The sequence below is a fragment of the Rhodopseudomonas faecalis genome (assembly GCF_003217325.1).
Lineage (GTDB): Bacteria > Pseudomonadota > Alphaproteobacteria > Rhizobiales > Xanthobacteraceae > Rhodopseudomonas > Rhodopseudomonas faecalis.
Genome location: NZ_QJTI01000001.1, coordinates 174,115 through 192,600, shown reverse-complemented (window position 1 = coordinate 192,600; position 18,486 = coordinate 174,115). Strand labels below are relative to the sequence as shown.

Sequence of the window (18,486 nt, the reverse complement as noted above, 5' to 3'; positions counted from 1 at the left end):
GCGCCTCTCCCGATCAGCGCTTGGTTTGCATGTAAGCCAGACCCGCGGCGCATCCGCCGAAGGTCAGCGCCCATACCAGGCTGGATTCCAGCGTCGCGCTCAGCGCGTAGTGCTGCAACAAGAAGATGAAGGTACCGGCCGCAACCGCGTGCAGCAGAATGTAACGCAGGTTGTTCATGGCCCCACCACACTGTTTGGTGCGGGACACAGCGGCGTGCCCATCATCACCTGTCCTTCCTGGTCGCATCGTCCATCGGCGGCTTCGGCGATGGGCGTTCCTGCACGTTGGCAGCTTCGCCCGCCATCTTCGGTTCGGCGTCGGTCAGCACCGGCTCCTGCACCGCGCCGTGCCCGGCGTCGAGCACATCGATGTCCTTCAAAACCCGCGGCCCACCTTCGGGCGCAGCAAACTGCCGCCCCCCCTGCGGGCCCGGATGCGGCGGCTGGCCGCTCTCAAAACCATCCAGCACCTTGCCGAAATTGTCGGGAGTGAGGTCCTCATACGTATCCTTGCCGATCATCACCATCGGCGCGTTGACGCAGGCGCCGAGGCACTCGACCTCTTCCCAGCTATAATTGCCGTCGGCCGACAGCTGCCCGGGCTCGTGGTGAATGCGGTGCTGGCAAACCTTGATGATGTCCTCGGCGCCGCGCAGCCGGCAGGGCGTGGTGCCGCACACCTGCACATGGGCTTTGCGGCCGACCGGGCTGAGCTGGAACATCGTGTAAAAGGTCGCGATCTCCAAAACCCGGATATGCGGCATCTGCAACAGATCGGCGACCGCCCGGATCGCCGCTTCCGACACCCAGCCGCCGAGCTGTTCCTGCGCGCGCCACAGGATCGCGATCACCGCGGAAGCCTGCCGGCCTTCCGGATATTTCGCGATCTGCTGCTTGGCCCAGGCGAGGTTTTCGTCCGTGAACGCAAAACTCGCCGGCTGCAGTTCTTTGGGTGCCAAACGTCGGACAGCCATCGTGGTTCAATCTCTCATTGCACGCGCCGCCCGGCCGCGGCGTTCAGCCGGCACGAGGCGCGATCGAATTGGTTAAGCGGGCGGGCGATCACCGATCGACCTCCCCGAACACGATGTCCAGCGATCCGAGAATGGCCGAGACGTCGGCGAGCAGATGGCCGCGGCACATGAAGTCCATCGCCTGCAGATGGGCAAAGCCCGGCGCGCGGATCTTGCAGCGATAGGGCTTGTTGGTGCCGTCCGAGACCAGATAGACGCCGAACTCGCCCTTGGGCGCTTCGACCGCGGCATAGACCTGGCCGGCTGGCACGCGGAAACCTTCGGTGTAGAGCTTGAAGTGATGGATCAGCGCTTCCATCGAGCGCTTCATCTCGCCACGCCGCGGCGGGAAAATCTTGTGATCCTCGATCGCCACCGGGCCCTGCCCGTCCGGCGCGCGCAGCTTGGCGATGCACTGCTTCATGATGCGCACCGACTGCCGCATTTCCTCCATACGAATCAAGTAGCGGTCGTAGCAGTCGCCGTTCTTGCCGATGGGAATATCAAAGCTCATTTCGGCATAGCATTCGTAGGGCTGAGCCTTGCGCAAATCCCAAGCGGCGCCCGAGCCGCGCACCATGACCCCGGAGAAGCCCCATTCCCAGGCTTGCGCCAGCGTGACGACGCCGATGTCGACATTGCGCTGCTTGAAAATGCGGTTGTTGGTCAGCAGCCGGTCGAGATCGTCGATCACCTGCGGAAATGCCTCGCACCACGCCGCGATGTCGTCGATCAGCTGCGGCGGCAGGTCTTGATGCACACCGCCGATCCGGAAATACGCGGCATGCATCCGGCTGCCGGAGGCACGCTCGTAAAACACCATCAGCTTTTCGCGTTCTTCAAAGCCCCACAGCGGCGGGGTGAGCGCGCCAACGTCCATCGCCTGGGTGGTGACGTTGAGCAGATGCGACAGGATGCGGCCGATCTCGGAATACAGCACCCGGATCAGCTGAGCGCGGCGCGGCACGGTGATGCCGAGCAGCCGCTCGGCCGCCATACAGAACGCGTGTTCCTGATTCATCGGCGCGACGTAGTCGAGCCGATCGAAATACGGGATCGCCTGCAGATAGGTCTTGTGCTCGATCAGCTTCTCCGTGCCGCGATGCAAGAGCCCGATATGCGGATCGACCCGCTCGACCACTTCGCCGTCCAGCTCCAGCACCAGGCGCAGCACGCCGTGCGCCGCCGGATGCTGCGGCCCGAAATTGATGGTGAAATTGCGCAGCGCGCCTTCAGGCATGATCGAATTCCACAACAGGCGCGAGAGCGCCAAAGGGCGAGTAGCGAGTAGCGAGTAGCGAGTAGTCGAAACCGTATTCAATCATCGGTCTGCCTGCGCTGGATCGATCGGATCAGTGACCTCAACATCCGCCCGAGTTCGTCGCACTGCCTCAACAACGGCTCAACCTCGACGGCCGGAACAAATCCGACCCGCGACGAGAGCATCAGATGCGTTTCCAACTCTTTCAGCGACCCCTGAGCGATCCGAAGAAATTGAATGAACGATCCGCTGTGTTCGCGGCCATGCCCTTCGGCGATATTGGCCGCAATCGATACGGCCGCACGACGAATCTGGCTGGTCATGCCGTAGACCTCGTCTTTGGGGAAACTCGCCGTCAAACGGTAGACCCGTTCCGCCAGCGTCATAGCTTCCTGCCAAACCTTGAGATCCCGGTATGAACTGATCTCTATCGCAGCCCTCCTGTTTCGTTTGAACTATTCGCCATTCGCCAATTCGCTATTCGCTTCTCTTCTCGTCCCCCGGCAGCGGATAGTCCGCGCCCTCCCACGGCGAGAGAAAATCGAACTTGCGGAATTCCTGATTGAGCCGCACCGGCTCGTACACGACACGCTTCTGGTCGTCGTCGTAGCGCACCTCGACGAAGCCCGAGAGCGGAAAGTCCTTGCGCAGCGGGTGACCGTCAAAACCGTAATCGGTCAGGATGCGGCGCATGTCCGGATGGCCGGTGAAGATCACGCCGTAGAGGTCGTAGACCTCGCGCTCGAACCAATCGACGCCAGGGAACAACTCAATCAGCGACGGCACCAGGCTGTTCTCATTGGCCTCGGCGCGCAGCCTGATCCGGGTGTTCAAGGTCGGCGACAGCAGATGGTAGACCAGATCGAAGCGATTGGCCCGGCCGGGATAGTCGACCGCGGTGACGTCGATCGGGCTGATGAAGCGGCAGCGCGCGTCATCGCGCAGGAAGCGCGCCACCTCGATCACCTTCTCGGCATAGATCGTGACGGTCAGCTCGCCGAACGCCAATTCGTGGCCGATCGCGCAACCCGGCAACGCGGCGACGATCATCTGCCCCAAGGCGTCGAGCCTGTTGTCATCCATAGCCTGCGCCCTAGCGTTCAATGGTTCCAGTGCGGCGGATCTTCTTCTGCAGCAGCATCACGCCATACAGCAGGGCTTCCGCAGTGGGCGGACACCCTGGCACATAGATGTCGATCGGCACGATCCGGTCGCAGCCGCGAACCACGGCATACGAATAATGATAATAGCCGCCGCCATTGGCGCATGACCCCATCGAGATCACGTAACGCGGCTCCGGCATCTGGTCATAGACCTTGCGCAGCGCAGGCGCCATCTTGTTGGTCAGCGTGCCGGCAACGATCATGACGTCGGACTGGCGCGGCGAAGCGCGCGGCGCAAAGCCAAAGCGCTCGGCGTCGTAGCGCGGCATCGACATCTGCATCATTTCGACCGCGCAGCAGGCGAGACCGAACGTCATCCACATCAGCGAGCCGGTTCGCGCCCAGGTGATCAGGTCATCGGCGGCGGCGACGAAGAAGCCCTTGTCGGACAGCTCATTATTGACCTCGACGAAGAAGCGGTCGTCGGCGCCGACCGGAAGGCCGGTACGCGGGTCGAGCACCCCGGTCGGGGACGGCGCAATCAGCGGCTGCGAGGCCAGCTTGGCGGAACCTGGATTCAATCCCATTCCAGCGCGCCCTTCTTCCATTCGTAAGCAAACCCGACGGTCAGCACGCCAAGGAACACCATCATCGACCAGAAGCCGGTGGCCCCGAGCTTGCCAAACGCCACCGCCCACGGGAACAGGAACGCGACCTCGAGATCAAAGATGATGAACAGAATGGCGACCAGATAGAAGCGAACATCGAACTTCATCCGGGCATCGCTGAAAGCGCTGAATCCGCATTCATAAGCAGACAGCTTTTCGGGGTCTGGCTGCTGGTAGGCGACGATGAAGGGGGCGACCAGAAGCGCCAGACTCAACCCCGCCGCGACCATGATGAAGATCACGATCGGAAGATAATTCGGCAAGATGCCGCTCATCGGCGATCCCTATCCTGCGGCAAACCACGCCGCAGATTCGTTGATTTGAATTATTCTGAGCCTTAGCGCAGCGCAGCAGGGGTGGCAAGACGCGCGCGGCGCGCGGTTCCCTTTCAGTTTAGCGGACTTGGCGGCCACGATGCAGCGCCAAATGCCACAACCCCCGAACATACAAGTGAATCTCTAACGCTTACGCTTTTTGTTCGCACACGCACACAACCAAGAACTGCAATGCAATATCTGTGGAACGGTAACAAAGTAGCGAGAGCCTGCCCCACTCCATTGTCAAACTAGATGCGACATTCAGTCTCGCCCCGCCCTCACGTCACGGCCCTGCGCCAATCCCGCGCTCGTTCGGCCATCCTGGCACGCCAAAACGCCCGCACTGAAATCCAGCTTCAGCATGACGTTCTTTGAGTGACGTGGGAAGCCACACGTCGCATTCAAGCGACCGGGCTGTAGGGCGCCGCAATCAGCGCCGACCCATGACAATCGCCGCGCGCGCCTGATGCGCGGAGCAGCTCCGTCTAACACCTATAATGTGGACAACCCGTCGCCAGCGCGATCGTTGCACAGCAATAAACGAAACCACGGCTGATGCGCGCAGCGCGGCAGCCGTCGTCATCTGCAATGCGCACGAACAAGCGCAAGCTGCGATCGAGTTATTGAAGATGTGTGAGAAGGGTTAGAGGCGTTGTGTGGGCCACCGATGGAGAAACCATCGAAGTGGCGCGAGAGACGGGGCTCGAACCCGCGACCTCCGGCGTGACAGGCCGGCGCTCTAACCAACTGAGCTACTCCCGCGTGGTCTGCGCCCCGCAGGTGGGTGGGAATTAAAGCGCGCGCGGCCGCAAGTCAAGCAGTCAGTGCACACTTTGTGCAGCTTTTATTGCACCGCGAATTGTCAAATAGCGTCGGCTTGCTGCGCCGTGGTGCAGCGGCGCCATATCGAATCGCTTCAGGCCTGATATGATTGGGTTTCTTTCGACAGCATGACTCTGGAGGCCCTATGGCGAAAAATGCGACCGAAAAAGCTGCAACCCCCGCAACCATCACGTTGAAGCATTTGGCTGCCGCGCTGGCCGAAGATCACGAACTCTCGAAGAAAAAGTCCGAAGAGATTCTCACCGACATGGTCGGCCGCATCACCAAGCATCTCCAGGATGGCGAGCGGATTCGCATCGTCGGCCTCGGCATCTTGCAGGTGCGCACCAGCGCCGCCCGCACCGGCCGCAATCCGGCCACCGGCGAGCCGATCGAAATCAAGGCCAGCAAGAAGGTGGCGTTCCGCCCCGCTAAGGAACTGAAAGAAGCGATCTGAATTCGGATCAGTGACTGACGGCGCTGTGGCGACCGCAAGTACAGTCGCACAGCAGCGATGCGAGGAGTTCATGACCTTGTCAGGCGCAGCGACGGCGTTTCGTCGCTTCGATTGTCACCATCGGGTCACCGAGCGTTTTCTGCGCTACGTCACGATCGACACCCAGTCCGACCCCACCTCGCAGAGCTGCCCGTCCACGGCCAAACAGACCGTGCTCGGCGCTTTGCTGGTGCGTGAACTGCGCGAGCTCGGCGTTATCGACGCCGAGCTCGATCGTCATGGCTATGTCTATGCCACGCTGCCGGCCACCACCGACCAGCCGGTGCCGGTGATCTGCTTCTGCGCCCATATGGACACTTCGCCGGATTGCTCCGGCGCGGGCGTGAAACCGCAGATAGTCCACAATTATCAGGGCGGCGATATCGTGCTGGCTGGCGATCCGAGCCAGGTGATCCGGTTCAACGAGCACCCTGCCCTTGCCGACCAGATCGGCCACGACATCATCACCAGCGACGGCACCACGCTGCTCGGCGCCGACAACAAGGCCGGCATCGCCGCGATCATGGATGCGGCGGAGATTCTGCTCAGCAATCCACAGCTCAAGCACGGCCCGATTCGGCTGTTGTTCACGCCCGACGAAGAGATCGGCCGCGGCGTCGATAATGTCGATCTGCGCAAGCTCGGCGCCGACTTCGCCTACACCATCGATGGCGAGACCGTCGGCCATCTCGAGGACGAGACATTTTCGGCCGATGCCGCGGTGATCAATATCGACGGCGTCAGCGCCCATCCCGGCTTCGCCAAGGGCAAGATGGAGCACGCCATCAAGATCGCCGCCGCGATCGTCGAACGGCTGCCCAAGCATCATTGTTCGCCGGAGACCACCGAGGGCCGTGACGGTTTTCTGCATCCGGTCGGCATCAGCGGCACGCTGGAAAATGCCACGCTCAGCCTGATCGTGCGCGACTTCAGCGAACAGGGATTGCGCGACAAGGCCGCGCTGTTGCAGCGGATCATCGACGAAGTGATGCGCGATTATCCGCGCTCAAGCGCCAAGCTCGAGATCAAGCCGCAATATCGCAACATGAAAGAAGTGCTCGATCGCCACCCCGAAGTGGTCGATTACGCGCTGGAAGCGATCCGCCGCGCCGGGCTCACCCCGGTGCGCAGCAGCATTCGCGGCGGCACCGACGGCTCGCGGCTGTCATTCATGGGGCTGCCCTGCCCCAATGTTTTCGCCGGCGAACACGCGTTCCACTCCCGGCTGGAATGGGTCAGCCGCCAGGACATGGAAAAGGCCGCCGAGACCATCGTGCATCTGGCGATGATCTGGGCGGAGCGCGGCTAGGCTCGCTCGGTTCTGATGCCATCAGAACCGACGCTGCCACTTTGACGCTCTGCCTCGTTTCCTTAGCGCGCTCTCTTGGCACAAACGGGCCTCCACTTCGCGCGATAGCACGGCCTGATCCGGCTCAGCCTCCCTGTCGGGCTACGCAGCTGGCGGCGCCCCACCATCGCCGTCTTCAGCACACGGCTGATGCCGAAGGTGATGCGGCGTGGGTGGTTTTTGTTTCAGCCGTTGGACCAGCACGAGGGCATCATACCACCGGGTCGTATCAATGACCGTCATACCTGCGCGGTCGCGGGTACCAACGTCATAAAATCGCTGCAAGATCAGAGACGTGGATGGCCGGGACGAGCCCGGCCACGACGTTCGGAGTGGCTGGTATCAATCGCCGTTGCTATCAGCTCTGAGTTCCACGTCGAGCTTGGCTAAGCGCACGACATGATGGAGATCATGAGATGATCAGGGACGCCTTGCCTCGCTACCGTCTGTAACAGCGACGGGGAGCGTCGCTGTTGTGATGTGCGCCCTTGATGCTGTCGGTATGCAAGGGGCCAAACAAATACGCGGCGCCGCCGCCGGCTAAAGTCGCGGTGGCCACCCGACAAATCGGCCGTCACGCTCTATGCCGAGTTCACCGGCAACACCGCTGCCGTTGCCACCATCGATCTTGAAGCGCGCGTCCAGGGCTTTCTCGAAAGCGTCGATTATTCCGACGGCGAAGCGGTGAAAAAGGGCCGCGTGCTATCGCCAAAAATGCGATTCTGATCGTCGAATATGCCCGCGAAAAATGCCAGGAGGGCATGAGCGCGGCCGAAGCCGCGGTCGAGGCGGCACGGCTGCGGTTCCGGCCGATCCTGATGACGTCATTCGCCTTCATCCTCGGCATGTTGCCGCTGGCCTTCGCCTCGGGCGCCGGCGCCGGCGCGCGGGTGTCGCTCGGCATCGCCGTGGTGGCCGGCATGCTGGCCTCGACCGGGCTCGCGGTGCTGTTCGTGCCGGCGTTTTTCACGGTGCTGCAGCGCATCAGCAATCGCAAGAAAACCAAACCGGCCTCGGAGGCGGTTTGACCTGCGGCGGAGGACGGCGGCTGTGGCGGCTGCGCAAGCTCGCCTTGTGGACCGGCGCGGTCGCCTTGCGCAGACACCAGCCAACGGGTAGATAACGCCAATCGGGCGGCTAGCTCAGCTGGTTAGAGCATCTCGTTTACACCGAGAGGGTCGGGAGTTCGAATCTCTCGCCGCCCACCATCCCCTTCAGTGTTGTCTGCCATCCCCCAAAAGCAAACGGCGCCCCTTGCGGAGCGCCGTCGCAATGATTGTGCGGCTTGGCCTCAGTGCGCGGTCAGACCGCCACCGGCTTCGTCGGCGGCATCCGGGGCGGCGGCGACCGTGGTCGGCTCTTCCCAGACGATCGGCACCGGCTTGCGCACCAGAGCATGGGGAATGACATCGTCCATGCGCGCCACCGGGATGATGGTCAGCCCGCCCTTGATGGCATCCGAGATCTCGGTGAGATCCTTGGCGTTGTCCTCCGGGATCAGCACCGTCTTGATGCCGCCACGCGCGGCCGCCAGCAGCTTCTCCTTAAGACCGCCGATCGGCAGCACCCGGCCGCGCAACGTGATCTCGCCGGTCATGGCGATGTCGCGGCGGATCGGAATGCCGGTCAGCACCGAGACGATGGTGGTGGCCATCGCCACGCCAGCCGACGGGCCGTCCTTCGGGGTCGCCCCCTCCGGCACGTGCACGTGGATGTCGCGCTTCTCGAACAACGGCGGCTCGATGCCGAAGGTGATCGCCCGCGAGCGCACATAAGACGCCGCCGCCTGGATCGACTCCTTCATCACATCGCGAAGATTGCCGGTGACCGTCATGCGGCCCTTGCCGGGCATCATCACGCTTTCGATGGTCAGCAGCTCGCCGCCGACATCGGTCCAGGCCAGACCCGTGACCACGCCGACCTGATCGTCGCTTTCGATCTCGCCGTAGCGGAATTTCGGGATGCCGAGGAAGTCTTCGACCGACTTCTCGGTGACCTTCACTTCCTTCTTCTTCGAAAGCATCAGCTCCTTCACCGCCTTGCGGGCCAGTGTGGAGATTTCGCGCTCGAGATTACGCACGCCGGCTTCCCGGGTGTAGCGGCGGATGATCAGCAGCAACGCCTCGTCGTCGATCGACCACTCCTTCTCGGCGAGACCGTGCTTGGTGAGCGCGCTCGGGATCAGGTGCTTACGCGCGATCTCCACCTTCTCATTCTCGGTGTAGCCGGCGATGCGGATGATCTCCATACGATCCATCAGCGGCCCCGGAATGTTCAGGGTGTTCGCCGTGGTGATGAACATCACGTTCGACAGATCGTAGTCGACCTCGAGATAGTGGTCGTTGAACGTGGTGTTCTGCTCCGGATCGAGCACCTCGAGCAGCGCCGAGGACGGATCGCCGCGGAAATCGGCGCCCATCTTGTCGATCTCATCGAGCAGGAACAGCGGGTTCGAGGTCTTCGCTTTGCGCATCGACTGGATGATCTTGCCAGGCATCGAGCCGATATAGGTGCGGCGATGACCGCGGATCTCCGCTTCGTCGCGCACGCCGCCGAGCGACACGCGCACGAACTCGCGCCCCGTGGCCTTGGCGATCGACTTGCCGAGCGAGGTCTTGCCGACGCCGGGGGGGCCGACCAGGCACAGGATCGGGCCGGTCAGCTTATTGGCGCGGCTCTGCACCGCCAGATACTCGATGATGCGTTCTTTGACCTTCTCGAGGCCATAGTGATCGCTGTCGAGCACTTCCTGCGCCGAGGCCAGGTCCTTCTTGACCTTGGACTTCTTGTTCCACGGGATCGACAGCAGCCAATCGAGATAGTTGCGCACCACGGTGGCTTCGGCCGACATCGGCGACATCTGCCGCAGCTTTTTGAGCTCGTGCTGCGCCTTCTCGCGCGCTTCCTTGGAGAGCTTGGTCTTGGCGATCTTCTCTTCCAGATCGGCCAGCTCGTCGCGACCTTCGTCGTCGCCGAGCTCCTTCTGGATCGCCTTCATCTGCTCGTTGAGATAGTACTCGCGCTGGGTCTTCTCCATCTGGCGCTTGACGCGCGAGCGGATGCGCTTCTCGACCTGCAGCACCGAGATTTCGCTCTCCATCAGGCCGAGCACCTTCTCGAGCCGCTGCGTCACCGACAGCGTCTCCAAAATGCTCTGCCGATCGGCGATCTTCACGGCGAGATGCGAAGCGACGGTGTCGCCGAGCTTGGCGAAATCAGTGATCGCCTGCACGACGCCGACCACCTCGGCCGAAATCTTCTTGTTGAGCTTCACGTAGCTCTCGAAGTCCGACACCACGGAGCGCGCCAGCGCCTCGGCCTCGACCGAAGTAGCATCGGTGTCGGCGAGCGCCACGGCGGTGGCTTCGTAGTATTCGGAACGGTCGGTGTAGTTCTCGACCTTGGCGCGCTCGAGGCCTTCGACCAGCACCTTCACGGTGCCGTCGGGCAGCTTCAAAAGCTGCAGCACGCTCGCCAGCGTGCCGATCTCATAGATCGAGTCCGGCGCCGGATCATCGTCGGACGCATTCTTCTGCGTCGCGAGCATGATCAGCGCATCGCTCTTCATCACCTCTTCGAGCGCACGGATCGACTTTTCGCGGCCGACGAACAGCGGGACGATCATGTGCGGAAACACGACGATGTCGCGCAGTGGCAACACCGGATAGGCGTGGCTCTCTCCGTGGACGATCGTCGGCCGGGGTTTGGAAGCGGTCATGGCCCATTCCTTTTGCTGCGCCCCCCTGCTCGCAGCCCGCAACAACGCGCCACTGCCACAAGGTGCTGAGGTGGTCCGGTCGGTTCGGCCGCATCAGGCTCCACGTTTCCGGTATCGAGATGGCGAATCCGACTAGTTTGAAAGTCGCCAACGCATAAGGTGGCGATCCCCCCGATAGGTGTCAAGCCGCTGCCTGTTGGCGGTTACTTCAATCGTTATCGGTGTGCGAACAATGCGTCGCGGCGATGGCGGCGGCCCGGACAACGCGCTTAAGACCGCGTTATCCACGGTCAAGTTCCAAGCGAAAACGGCCGTTCCGCAGCAAAAAAATCGCGGGCCCTCGCTTGCGCGAGTCCCGCGATCAATCTTGCTCTGGCGCCGCGCGATCAGGCGCTGGCGCTGGTCTCGGCGGCGCGATCGGAGCGATCCGCGTAGATGTAGAGCGGCCGCGCGGTGCCCTCGACGACTTCGCGCGAGATCACCACTTCCTCGACGCCTTCCAGACCCGGAAGGTCGAACATCGTTTCCAGCAAGATCGCTTCCAGGATCGAGCGCAGGCCGCGCGCGCCGGTCTTGCGTTCGATCGCCTTGCGCGCCACTGCACCGAGCGCCTCGTCGGCGAAGGTGAGTTCGATGTTCTCCATCTCGAACAGCCGCTGATACTGCTTGACCAGCGCGTTCTTCGGATCGGTGAGGATCTTCTTGAGCGAGTTCTCGTCAAGATCCTCGAGCGTCGCCACCACCGGCAGACGACCGACGAATTCCGGGATCAGGCCGTATTTCAGCAGATCCTCGGGCTCGACATGCCGGAAGATTTCGCCGGTGCGGCGATCTTCAGGCGCCAGCACCTGCGCGGCGAAGCCGATCGAGGTGGTCCGGCCGCGCGAAGAGATGATCTTCTCGAGGCCCGCGAACGCACCACCGCAGATGAACAGGATGTTGGTGGTGTCGACCTGCAAAAACTCCTGCTGCGGATGCTTGCGGCCACCCTGCGGCGGCACCGACGCAACCGTGCCTTCCATGATCTTCAGGAGCGCCTGCTGCACGCCCTCGCCCGATACATCACGGGTGATCGACGGATTGTCGGATTTGCGCGAAATCTTGTCGATTTCGTCGATGTAGACAATGCCACGCTGCGCGCGCTCGACATTGTAGTCGGCCGCCTGCAGCAGCTTGAGGATGATGTTCTCGACATCCTCACCAACATAACCGGCTTCGGTCAGCGTGGTGGCGTCGGCCATCGTGAACGGCACGTCGAGAATGCGCGCCAGCGTCTGCGCCAGCAGCGTCTTGCCCGAGCCGGTCGGACCGATCAGCAGGATGTTCGACTTCGCAAGCTCGACGTCGTTGTGCTTGGTCTGGTGATTGAGCCGCTTGTAGTGATTGTGCACCGCGACCGACAGCACCTTCTTGGCGTGGCTCTGGCCAATCACGTAGTCGTCGAGGACCTTGCAGATTTCCTTCGGGGTCGGGATGCCGTCGCGCGACTTCACCAGCGAGGATTTGTTTTCCTCGCGAATGATGTCCATGCACAGCTCAACGCATTCGTCGCAGATGAATACGGTGGGCCCTGCAATCAGCTTGCGGACTTCGTGCTGGCTCTTTCCGCAGAACGAGCAGTACAGCGTATTCTTGGAGTCGCTCGTGCCGACCTTACTCATGTATATCTCCGTCCGCCGTCCGATCTTTTCCGCCGTTCGCCCAATTCTGGAAGCTTAAGGCTGCCTAGAATTGGAGCAAGAACCGCACCAAAAAAGACCCCCGGTTCAGCTTGCCGCGCCATTTACGGCCATTACGCATCCCCCAAACAACTCAGTCGAACCGCTTGAGCCAACCATGGTGTCATCCGACTATCAAGAATTCGCTAATCAGCCGGATGCCACCAAGGCGTGACAATAGCGTGATTTGCGGCGATTGCGCGACCCTCGATCTGGGAAATCAGGGTCGCGTTGTGCGTCTGCCACTGAACTGCAACCGCACGATTGTGGAACTCTCGTGCGGCTGGCCGCGGCATGCAGCATCAACCTGCGGTTCGCTCGGCGCACCTCGTGCTGACACGAGGTGCAGCCATTTTTACGGTGCCTTCGTCGGCGCCGGCTCCTCGGCGCGCTTGTCGATCACCTTGTCGACCAGGCCGAAATCGCGAGCCATCTCGGAGGTCAGGAACTTGTCGCGCTCCAGCGCGTCCTCGATCGCCTTGTAGGTCTGGCCGGTGTGCTTGACGTAGATCTCGTTCAACCGCTTCTTCAGGCTCAGAATTTCCTGGGCGTGCAGCATGATGTCGGTGGCCTGGCCCTGGAAGCCACCGGAGGGCTGATGCACCATGATGCGGGCATTCGGCAGCGCGAACCGCATGTCCTTCTCGCCGGCGGCGAGCAGCAGCGAACCCATCGAAGCGGCCTGGCCGGTGCACAGCGTCGATACCGGCGGCCGGATGAACTGCATGGTGTCGTAGATCGCCAGACCCGAGGTCACCACCCCGCCCGGCGAGTTGATGTACATCGAGATTTCCTTCTTGGGATTCTCGGCTTCCAGGAACAAGAGCTGCGCCACGATCAAAGTGGACATGCCGTCTTCGACCGGGCCGGTCACGAAGATGATGCGCTCCTTCAGCAGGCGCGAGAAGATGTCGTAGGCCCGTTCGCCGCGGTTGGTCTGCTCGACCACCATCGGCACCAGGTTCATGTAGGTTTCCACCGGATCGCGCATAAATTCACCTGAAGGTTGTCGGACGCACGCCGCCAAACCCACTGCGCCGGGCCGGCATTGGCAGCGCGTCCCGTGATGCAGGACTGCTAGACAAGACACACAGATATGGACCGGATCGCCAGCGACAAGGCCGCCGCGGCAAAGCCGGTCAACGCGCGGGAACCATCGGCCGACTCGCCCTAACGAGCGGTAAAGCCATCCCGCGCGCGGACCACTCTATCCACCGCAAGTTGGCCCTGATTCGCACCCCAAGGATAGCCGGGACGATCATGGACAGCGCCGGGCGACAAAAAAGGGCCGACGCGCGGCGCCGGCCCTTTCGTGACCAATGCAAATCGATGAGGTCAGGCCGCATCCGTGACGGAGGCGGCCCGCCATCGCGAACTTAGGCCGCCGACTTGTCGGCGTCGTCGTCCTTGTACAGCTCCTCGCGCGACACCGTCTTCTCGGTGACGGTGGCCAGTTCGAGAATGAAGTCCACCACCTTGTCCTCGAAGATCGGCGCGCGCAGCTGCGCGAGCGCTTCGGGGGACTTGCGGTAGTATTCCCAGACTTCCCTCTCGCGGCCCGGCACCTGGCGGGCGCGCTGCATCACCGCACGACCGACCTCGTCGTCGGAGACCTGGATCTTGTTCTTCTCGCCGATCTCGGACAGCACCAGGCCGAGCCGCACGCGGCGATCGGCGATCTTGCGGTACTCTTCCTTGGAAGCTTCCTCGGTCGAACCTTCGCTCTCAAAGGTCTTGCCGGTCGATTCCATCTCGGCCTTGATCGAGCGCCACATCAGCTCGAATTCCTGCTCCACCAGCGACGGCGGGGCATCGAACTTGTGGGCTTCGTCGAGCTTGTCGAGCAGCTGACGCTTCACGCGCATGCGGGTGGCGCCGGCATATTCGGCGGCGAGCCGCGCGCGCGCGGCTTCCTTGAGCTTGTCGAGCGATTCCATGCCGAGCGACTTGGCGAATTCGTCGTCGACCACGGTGTCCTTCGGCGCTTCCACCAGCGTCGCGGTGGTCTCGAATTCGGCGGCCTTACCGGCCAGCTCGGCGCTGGCATAGTTTTCCGGGAAGGTCGACTTCACGACCCGGGTCTCGCCGACCGCCATGCCGATCAGCTGATCTTCAAAGCCCGGAATGAAGGTGCCGGAGCCGATCACCACCGGAATACCCTCGGCGGAGCCGCCTTCGAACGGGGTGCCGTCGATGGTGCCCTTGAACGACACGGTGACGCGGTCGCCGCTCTCGGCCTTGGCGCCCTCGCCCTTGTCGGCATAGCTGCGGTTGGCATCGACGATGCGCTTGATGGCGTCATCGACGTCGCTGTCGCTGACCTCGGCCACCGGCTTCTCAACCGAGATGGTCTTGAAGTCAGCCAGTTCGATGGTCGGCACCACTTCGATCGCCACGGAGTAGTTCAGGTCGGCCTTGCCGGCGAGCACGTCCTCGATTTCCTGCGGCTCGGTCGGCATGGTGATCTTCGGCTCGGTGGCGAGACGGAAGCCACGCTCGGTGAAGATCTGATCGTTGCTGTCGCGAATCAGCTTCTCGAGGGTCTCGGCGGTCACCGAGCGGCCATACATCCGCTTCAGGTGAGCAACCGGCACCTTGCCCGGACGGAAGCCGTTCAGGCGCACCTTGTCCTTAAGCTCGTCGAGCCGGGCATCGACCTTGCCGCTGATGTCGCTGGCCGCAATGGTGACCTGGTATTCGCGCTTCAACCCGTCAGCGACGGTTTCCTTGACCTGCATGGCGTCAATCTTCTTCCCGCTTAACCCGGCCGAAGACCGGGATTCGTCAATGTAGTCGATGCACGGCAGCGCCTGCATCGGTGGTTTGGCGGCACATATCCTTGCGAATACGTCCTCCGGAAATTCGTCATGCGCTAACGCAAAAGCGTTTGGTGCGGGCGGAGGGACTCGAACCCCCACAACTTTCGTCACTGGAACCTAAATCCAGCGCGTCTACCAGTTCCGCCACGCCCGCGAGGAGCATCATGTCCGGCCGCGATGCCGCAGGCGGCGGCTTATAACATGGCTTTTGGCGTTCGCGGCAACAAAAAAGCCATCGACTGCGGCATCTTGAGGGCGCGGGTCGCGCTGGACAGAACCGCGCGAAAATGGTCCGGATCGGGGATGACCGCCCCTGACCTCGCTCTGACCCGCCGCCGGCTACTGACCGGGCTCGCCGCCACCGGCTTCTTGGCCAGCGCCGCGCCCGGCGCACTGGCCCAGGCGCCGCGACCGCTCGAGCTGACCGCGCAAATCGGCGCGCGCGCGCTGCGTCCGGGGCTACCAGATACCGCACTCGCCACCCTGATCGGCGCGGGTGGCGACGGCGCCCTGCGGTTCCAGCGCGGCGATGAAGTTGCGGTCAGCCTGGCCAATGCCCTGCCCACCCCGGCGCTGCTCTCGATCCGCGGCGGCGGCACCGCCGGCGCCGAGCCGCTGCTGGCGCGGCAACCGGCCGCGCCCGGGGCGCGCGCCAGTTTTCCGCTCAAACTGCGCCATGCCGGCACCGGGCTGTGCGACCTGCGGCTGTGGGGCGATGATTCGGCACCGATGCCGGTACGCGCCTTGGTAGTGGCTGAGCGCGAGCCGGTCGCGGTCGATCGCGACGAGGTGCTGCTGATCGAGGACGTCCGGCTCGATGGCGATGGCCGCGCTCTGGCGCCGGGCCGCGACGCCGTCCCAGCCAGCTCACTGCTGCTGTTGAATGGCAGACTGGGCTTCGAGCTGCCGGTGCGCAGCGGCCAGCGCCTGCGACTTCGCTTTATCAATGGCTGCCATCGCTCTGTGATAGCGCTCAAAATCGCCGATCACGATCTGCGGGTGATGGCGGTGGACGGCCAGCCGGCCGAGCCGTTTGTGGCCCGCGCCGGCCAAGTGGTGCTGGCGCCGGGTTCGCGGGTCGATGCAATGGTCGATGCGTTGCGGCCTCCGGGCTCGGAGGCGGTGATCCTGCTGCATGACGGCAGCAGCGCCCGGCCGCTCGGCAGGCTGGTCTATGGCGCCGAACCGGCGCTGCGCGCGGCGCCCGCTGCCCCGCTTGGACCGTTGCCATCCAATGGCTTACCTGAGCGTCTTGATCTGAAATCGGCACTGCGGGTCGAGTTACCGCTCGGCGGCCCGGACTGGAGGCGGCCGGCCGACCTCACCGCCGCCACCGCGCCAGCCTTCAAGCTCAAGCCCGACCGGGTCGCGGTGCTGGCGCTCAGCAATCCCGGCCCGCAGCCGATGGTGTTTCACCTGCACGGCCACTGGTTCCGGCTGCTGGATCGGCTCGATGACGGCTGGAAGCCGTTTTGGCTCGATACGCTCACGATCGGCGCGCAGCAGACCGAGCGAATCGCGTTCGCCGCCGAGCAGCCGGGACGCTGGCTGCTGGAGGCGATGGCCGCGCAATGGTCGGCGCCGCGGCTCCTGCGCAGCTACGCCGTCGAATGATGACGGCCGGCACCGCTCAATAGTCGATGCCGAACTCGTCATAGAGCCGCCGAAACACCGCCGGCAGCACTTCGGGCAGATCCTCGGCGATCAGCCCCGGCCCGGCCTCGCCGCCGGCCTCGCCATGCATCCAGGCGCCGATGCAGGCGGCCTCGAAAGTAGGCACATGCTGGGCCAGCAGCGCCGCGATCATGCCGGACAGCACGTCACCAGCACCCGCGGTCGCCAGCCACGGCGGCGCGTTGCAGGCGATCGCGGCCCGGCCATCGGGCGCCGCCACCACGGTATCGGGTCCCTTGAGCAACACCACCGCACCGGAGCGCTCGGCGGCAACCCGCACCCGCTCCAGCTTGGAGCGCAGCGGGTTCTTGTTGCTCATGTCGCTGAACAGCCGCGGGAACTCGCCCTCGTGCGGGGTCAGCACCAGCTCGGCACCCGCGGCGCGGATCGCCTCGAACAGCCGGTCCGGCGCATCGGCAAAGCTGGTGAGCGCATCGGCGTCGAGCACCGAGCGGCACGGCGCCGCCAGCGCCGCCTGCACCAATTCGCGGGTGCGGTAGCCGACGCCGAGCCCCGGGCCGATCACGCAGGCATTGAAGCGGCGGTCGGACAGCAGCGTCTCGAATTCGACTGCGGTGTCGATCGCGCGAATCATGATGGCGGTCAGCGCCGCGGCATTGACCGCCAGCGCATCGCGCGGCGATGCCACCGTCACCAGCCCGGCGCCGCCGCGCAACGCGCCCCGCGCCGCCAGCCGCGCGGCGCCGGTCGCCGCCAGCCCGCCCGACAGCACCACCGCATGGCCGCGGCCATATTTATGGCCATCGATGCGCGGCACCGGAAAGGCGCTCTGCCACAACGCCACGCAGTTCTCGAAGGTGAGCGGCTTGATCTCATCGAGCACGGCGTCGTCGATGCCGATGTCGGCCACCCGCACCCGGCCGCAATGCAGCCGGCCGGGCAGCAGCAGATGGCCGGGCTTGCGCCGGAAGAAGGTCACGGTCTCGACCGCGCGCACCGCCACGCCCATCACCATGCCGGTGGTGCCGTTGATGCCGCTCGGCAGGTCGATCGACAGCACCGGCGCGCCGGAAGCATTGATCGCCTCGATCACCGCCAGCGCGTCGCCCTTCACCGGCCGGTTCAGGCCGGCGCCGAACAGTGCGTCGATGATCAGCGCCGGCTGCCGGATCGCCTGCGGATGGAATGGGAACACCGGCCCCTTCCATTCCCGCGCCGCCAGCGCCGCGTCGCCCTTGAGCGCCTCGCGATCGCCGAGCATGATCACCGAGACCTCTCGGCCCATCGCCATCAGTTCGGTGGCGGCGATCAGACCGTCACCGCCATTATTGCCGGCGCCGACCACCACCAGGATCGGGCCCTCTTCGACCAGGTCATTGGCGGCGCTGGCAACCGCCCGCCCTGCCGCCAGCATCAGCGCAAAGCCCGATGACCCGTTGGCAATCGTCAACAGGTCGGCGCGCTGCATCTCGGGAATACTGAGGATTTCCATCATTCAAGCTCAACAAACGCCCTAACCTCAGGCAAAGTGCCGCAGGTTGCGATCGGAAGCATGCATACTTTTTAAT

15 protein-coding genes, 3 tRNA genes and 1 pseudogene are annotated in these 18,486 nt (G+C 63.6%); 5 read left to right on the top strand and 14 right to left on the bottom strand.

From position 1 onward, the window contains the following. Positions 1–13: 13 nt before the first annotated feature. The 8 genes from BJ122_RS19095 to BJ122_RS00920 all read right to left on the bottom strand — a co-directional run bounded on the left by BJ122_RS19095 (position 14) and on the right by BJ122_RS00920 (position 5,124). Positions 14–178, bottom strand: a complete 165-nt coding sequence (locus tag BJ122_RS19095; RefSeq protein WP_173400865.1) for a hypothetical protein — start codon at positions 176–178, stop codon at positions 14–16. Positions 179–224: 46 nt separating this feature from the next. Beyond that, entirely contained in the window at positions 225–974 is a 750-nt protein-coding gene (gene nuoE, locus BJ122_RS00950; RefSeq protein ID WP_110779302.1) for an NADH-quinone oxidoreductase subunit NuoE, read from the bottom strand. An 88-nt stretch (positions 975–1,062) separates the two neighbouring features. Then, the gene (locus tag BJ122_RS00945) at positions 1,063–2,253 is read right to left on the bottom strand and encodes an NADH-quinone oxidoreductase subunit D (protein WP_027277471.1); all 1,191 of its coding nucleotides are present in this window, start codon (positions 2,251–2,253) and stop codon (positions 1,063–1,065) included. A gap of 77 nt (positions 2,254–2,330) precedes the next feature. Continuing rightward, complete coding sequence (locus BJ122_RS00940) at positions 2,331–2,705, bottom strand: four helix bundle protein (RefSeq protein ID WP_110779301.1); 375 nt, start codon at positions 2,703–2,705, stop codon at positions 2,331–2,333. A gap of 46 nt (positions 2,706–2,751) precedes the next feature. Continuing rightward, positions 2,752–3,357 (bottom strand): NADH-quinone oxidoreductase subunit C, encoded by a 606-nt coding sequence (locus BJ122_RS00935; protein WP_110779300.1) that lies wholly within the window; start codon positions 3,355–3,357, stop codon positions 2,752–2,754. Between the two features lie 10 nt (positions 3,358–3,367). After that, positions 3,368–3,964 carry a NuoB/complex I 20 kDa subunit family protein gene (locus tag BJ122_RS00930; protein WP_110779299.1) on the bottom strand — a complete coding sequence of 199 codons (597 nt, stop codon included), beginning with the start codon at positions 3,962–3,964 and terminating at the stop codon, positions 3,368–3,370. Continuing rightward, positions 3,955–4,320 carry an NADH-quinone oxidoreductase subunit A gene (locus BJ122_RS00925; RefSeq protein WP_027277475.1) on the bottom strand — a complete coding sequence of 122 codons (366 nt, stop codon included), beginning with the start codon at positions 4,318–4,320 and terminating at the stop codon, positions 3,955–3,957. The genes BJ122_RS00930 and BJ122_RS00925 overlap by 10 nt, the downstream gene beginning before the upstream one ends. A gap of 727 nt (positions 4,321–5,047) precedes the next feature. Beyond that, a tRNA-Asp gene (locus BJ122_RS00920) sits at positions 5,048–5,124 on the bottom strand. A gap of 205 nt (positions 5,125–5,329) precedes the next feature. Between BJ122_RS00920 and BJ122_RS00915 the strand changes: the two genes are divergently transcribed. The 4 genes and pseudogenes from BJ122_RS00915 (at position 5,330) to BJ122_RS00895 (ending at position 8,236) form a co-directional block, all read left to right on the top strand. Further along, entirely contained in the window at positions 5,330–5,641 is a 312-nt protein-coding gene (locus tag BJ122_RS00915; protein ID WP_027277477.1) for an HU family DNA-binding protein, read from the top strand. Between the two features lie 70 nt (positions 5,642–5,711). Further along, positions 5,712–6,989 carry a peptidase T gene (gene pepT / locus BJ122_RS00910; protein ID WP_110779298.1) on the top strand — a complete coding sequence of 426 codons (1,278 nt, stop codon included), beginning with the start codon at positions 5,712–5,714 and terminating at the stop codon, positions 6,987–6,989. 746 nt (positions 6,990–7,735) lie between these two features. Next, positions 7,736–8,056 (top strand): annotated as a pseudogene (locus BJ122_RS00900) (efflux RND transporter permease subunit); the annotation flags it as partial. A gap of 103 nt (positions 8,057–8,159) precedes the next feature. Continuing rightward, positions 8,160–8,236, top strand: a tRNA-Val gene (locus BJ122_RS00895). 83 nt (positions 8,237–8,319) lie between these two features. Here the strand turns inward: BJ122_RS00895 and lon are convergent. The 5 genes from lon to BJ122_RS00870 form a co-directional block, all read right to left on the bottom strand. After that, positions 8,320–10,746, bottom strand: coding sequence for an endopeptidase La (gene lon, locus BJ122_RS00890; RefSeq protein ID WP_110779297.1), 2,427 nt, complete (start codon positions 10,744–10,746; stop codon positions 8,320–8,322). A gap of 386 nt (positions 10,747–11,132) precedes the next feature. After that, positions 11,133–12,407: an ATP-dependent Clp protease ATP-binding subunit ClpX gene (gene clpX, locus BJ122_RS00885; protein WP_027277483.1), complete on the bottom strand. Its 1,275-nt coding sequence runs from the start codon at positions 12,405–12,407 to the stop codon at positions 11,133–11,135. 412 nt (positions 12,408–12,819) lie between these two features. Continuing rightward, entirely contained in the window at positions 12,820–13,455 is a 636-nt protein-coding gene (locus BJ122_RS00880) for an ATP-dependent Clp protease proteolytic subunit (RefSeq protein WP_110779296.1), read from the bottom strand. Between the two features lie 385 nt (positions 13,456–13,840). Next, positions 13,841–15,202, bottom strand: a complete 1,362-nt coding sequence (gene tig / locus BJ122_RS00875) for a trigger factor (RefSeq protein ID WP_110779443.1) — start codon at positions 15,200–15,202, stop codon at positions 13,841–13,843. 150 nt (positions 15,203–15,352) lie between these two features. Beyond that, positions 15,353–15,437: transfer RNA gene (locus tag BJ122_RS00870), tRNA-Leu, on the bottom strand. Between the two features lie 149 nt (positions 15,438–15,586). Between BJ122_RS00870 and BJ122_RS00865 the strand changes: the two genes are divergently transcribed. Continuing rightward, on the top strand, positions 15,587–16,897 hold the full coding sequence (locus BJ122_RS00865) for a multicopper oxidase family protein (RefSeq protein ID WP_110779442.1): 1,311 nt from the start codon (positions 15,587–15,589) through the stop codon (positions 16,895–16,897). 16 nt (positions 16,898–16,913) lie between these two features. Here BJ122_RS00865 and BJ122_RS00860 read toward each other — a convergent pair whose 3' ends face one another. Beyond that, positions 16,914–18,410, bottom strand: a complete 1,497-nt coding sequence (locus BJ122_RS00860) for an NAD(P)H-hydrate dehydratase (RefSeq protein WP_110779441.1) — start codon at positions 18,408–18,410, stop codon at positions 16,914–16,916. Positions 18,411–18,486: the final 76 nt, after the last annotated feature.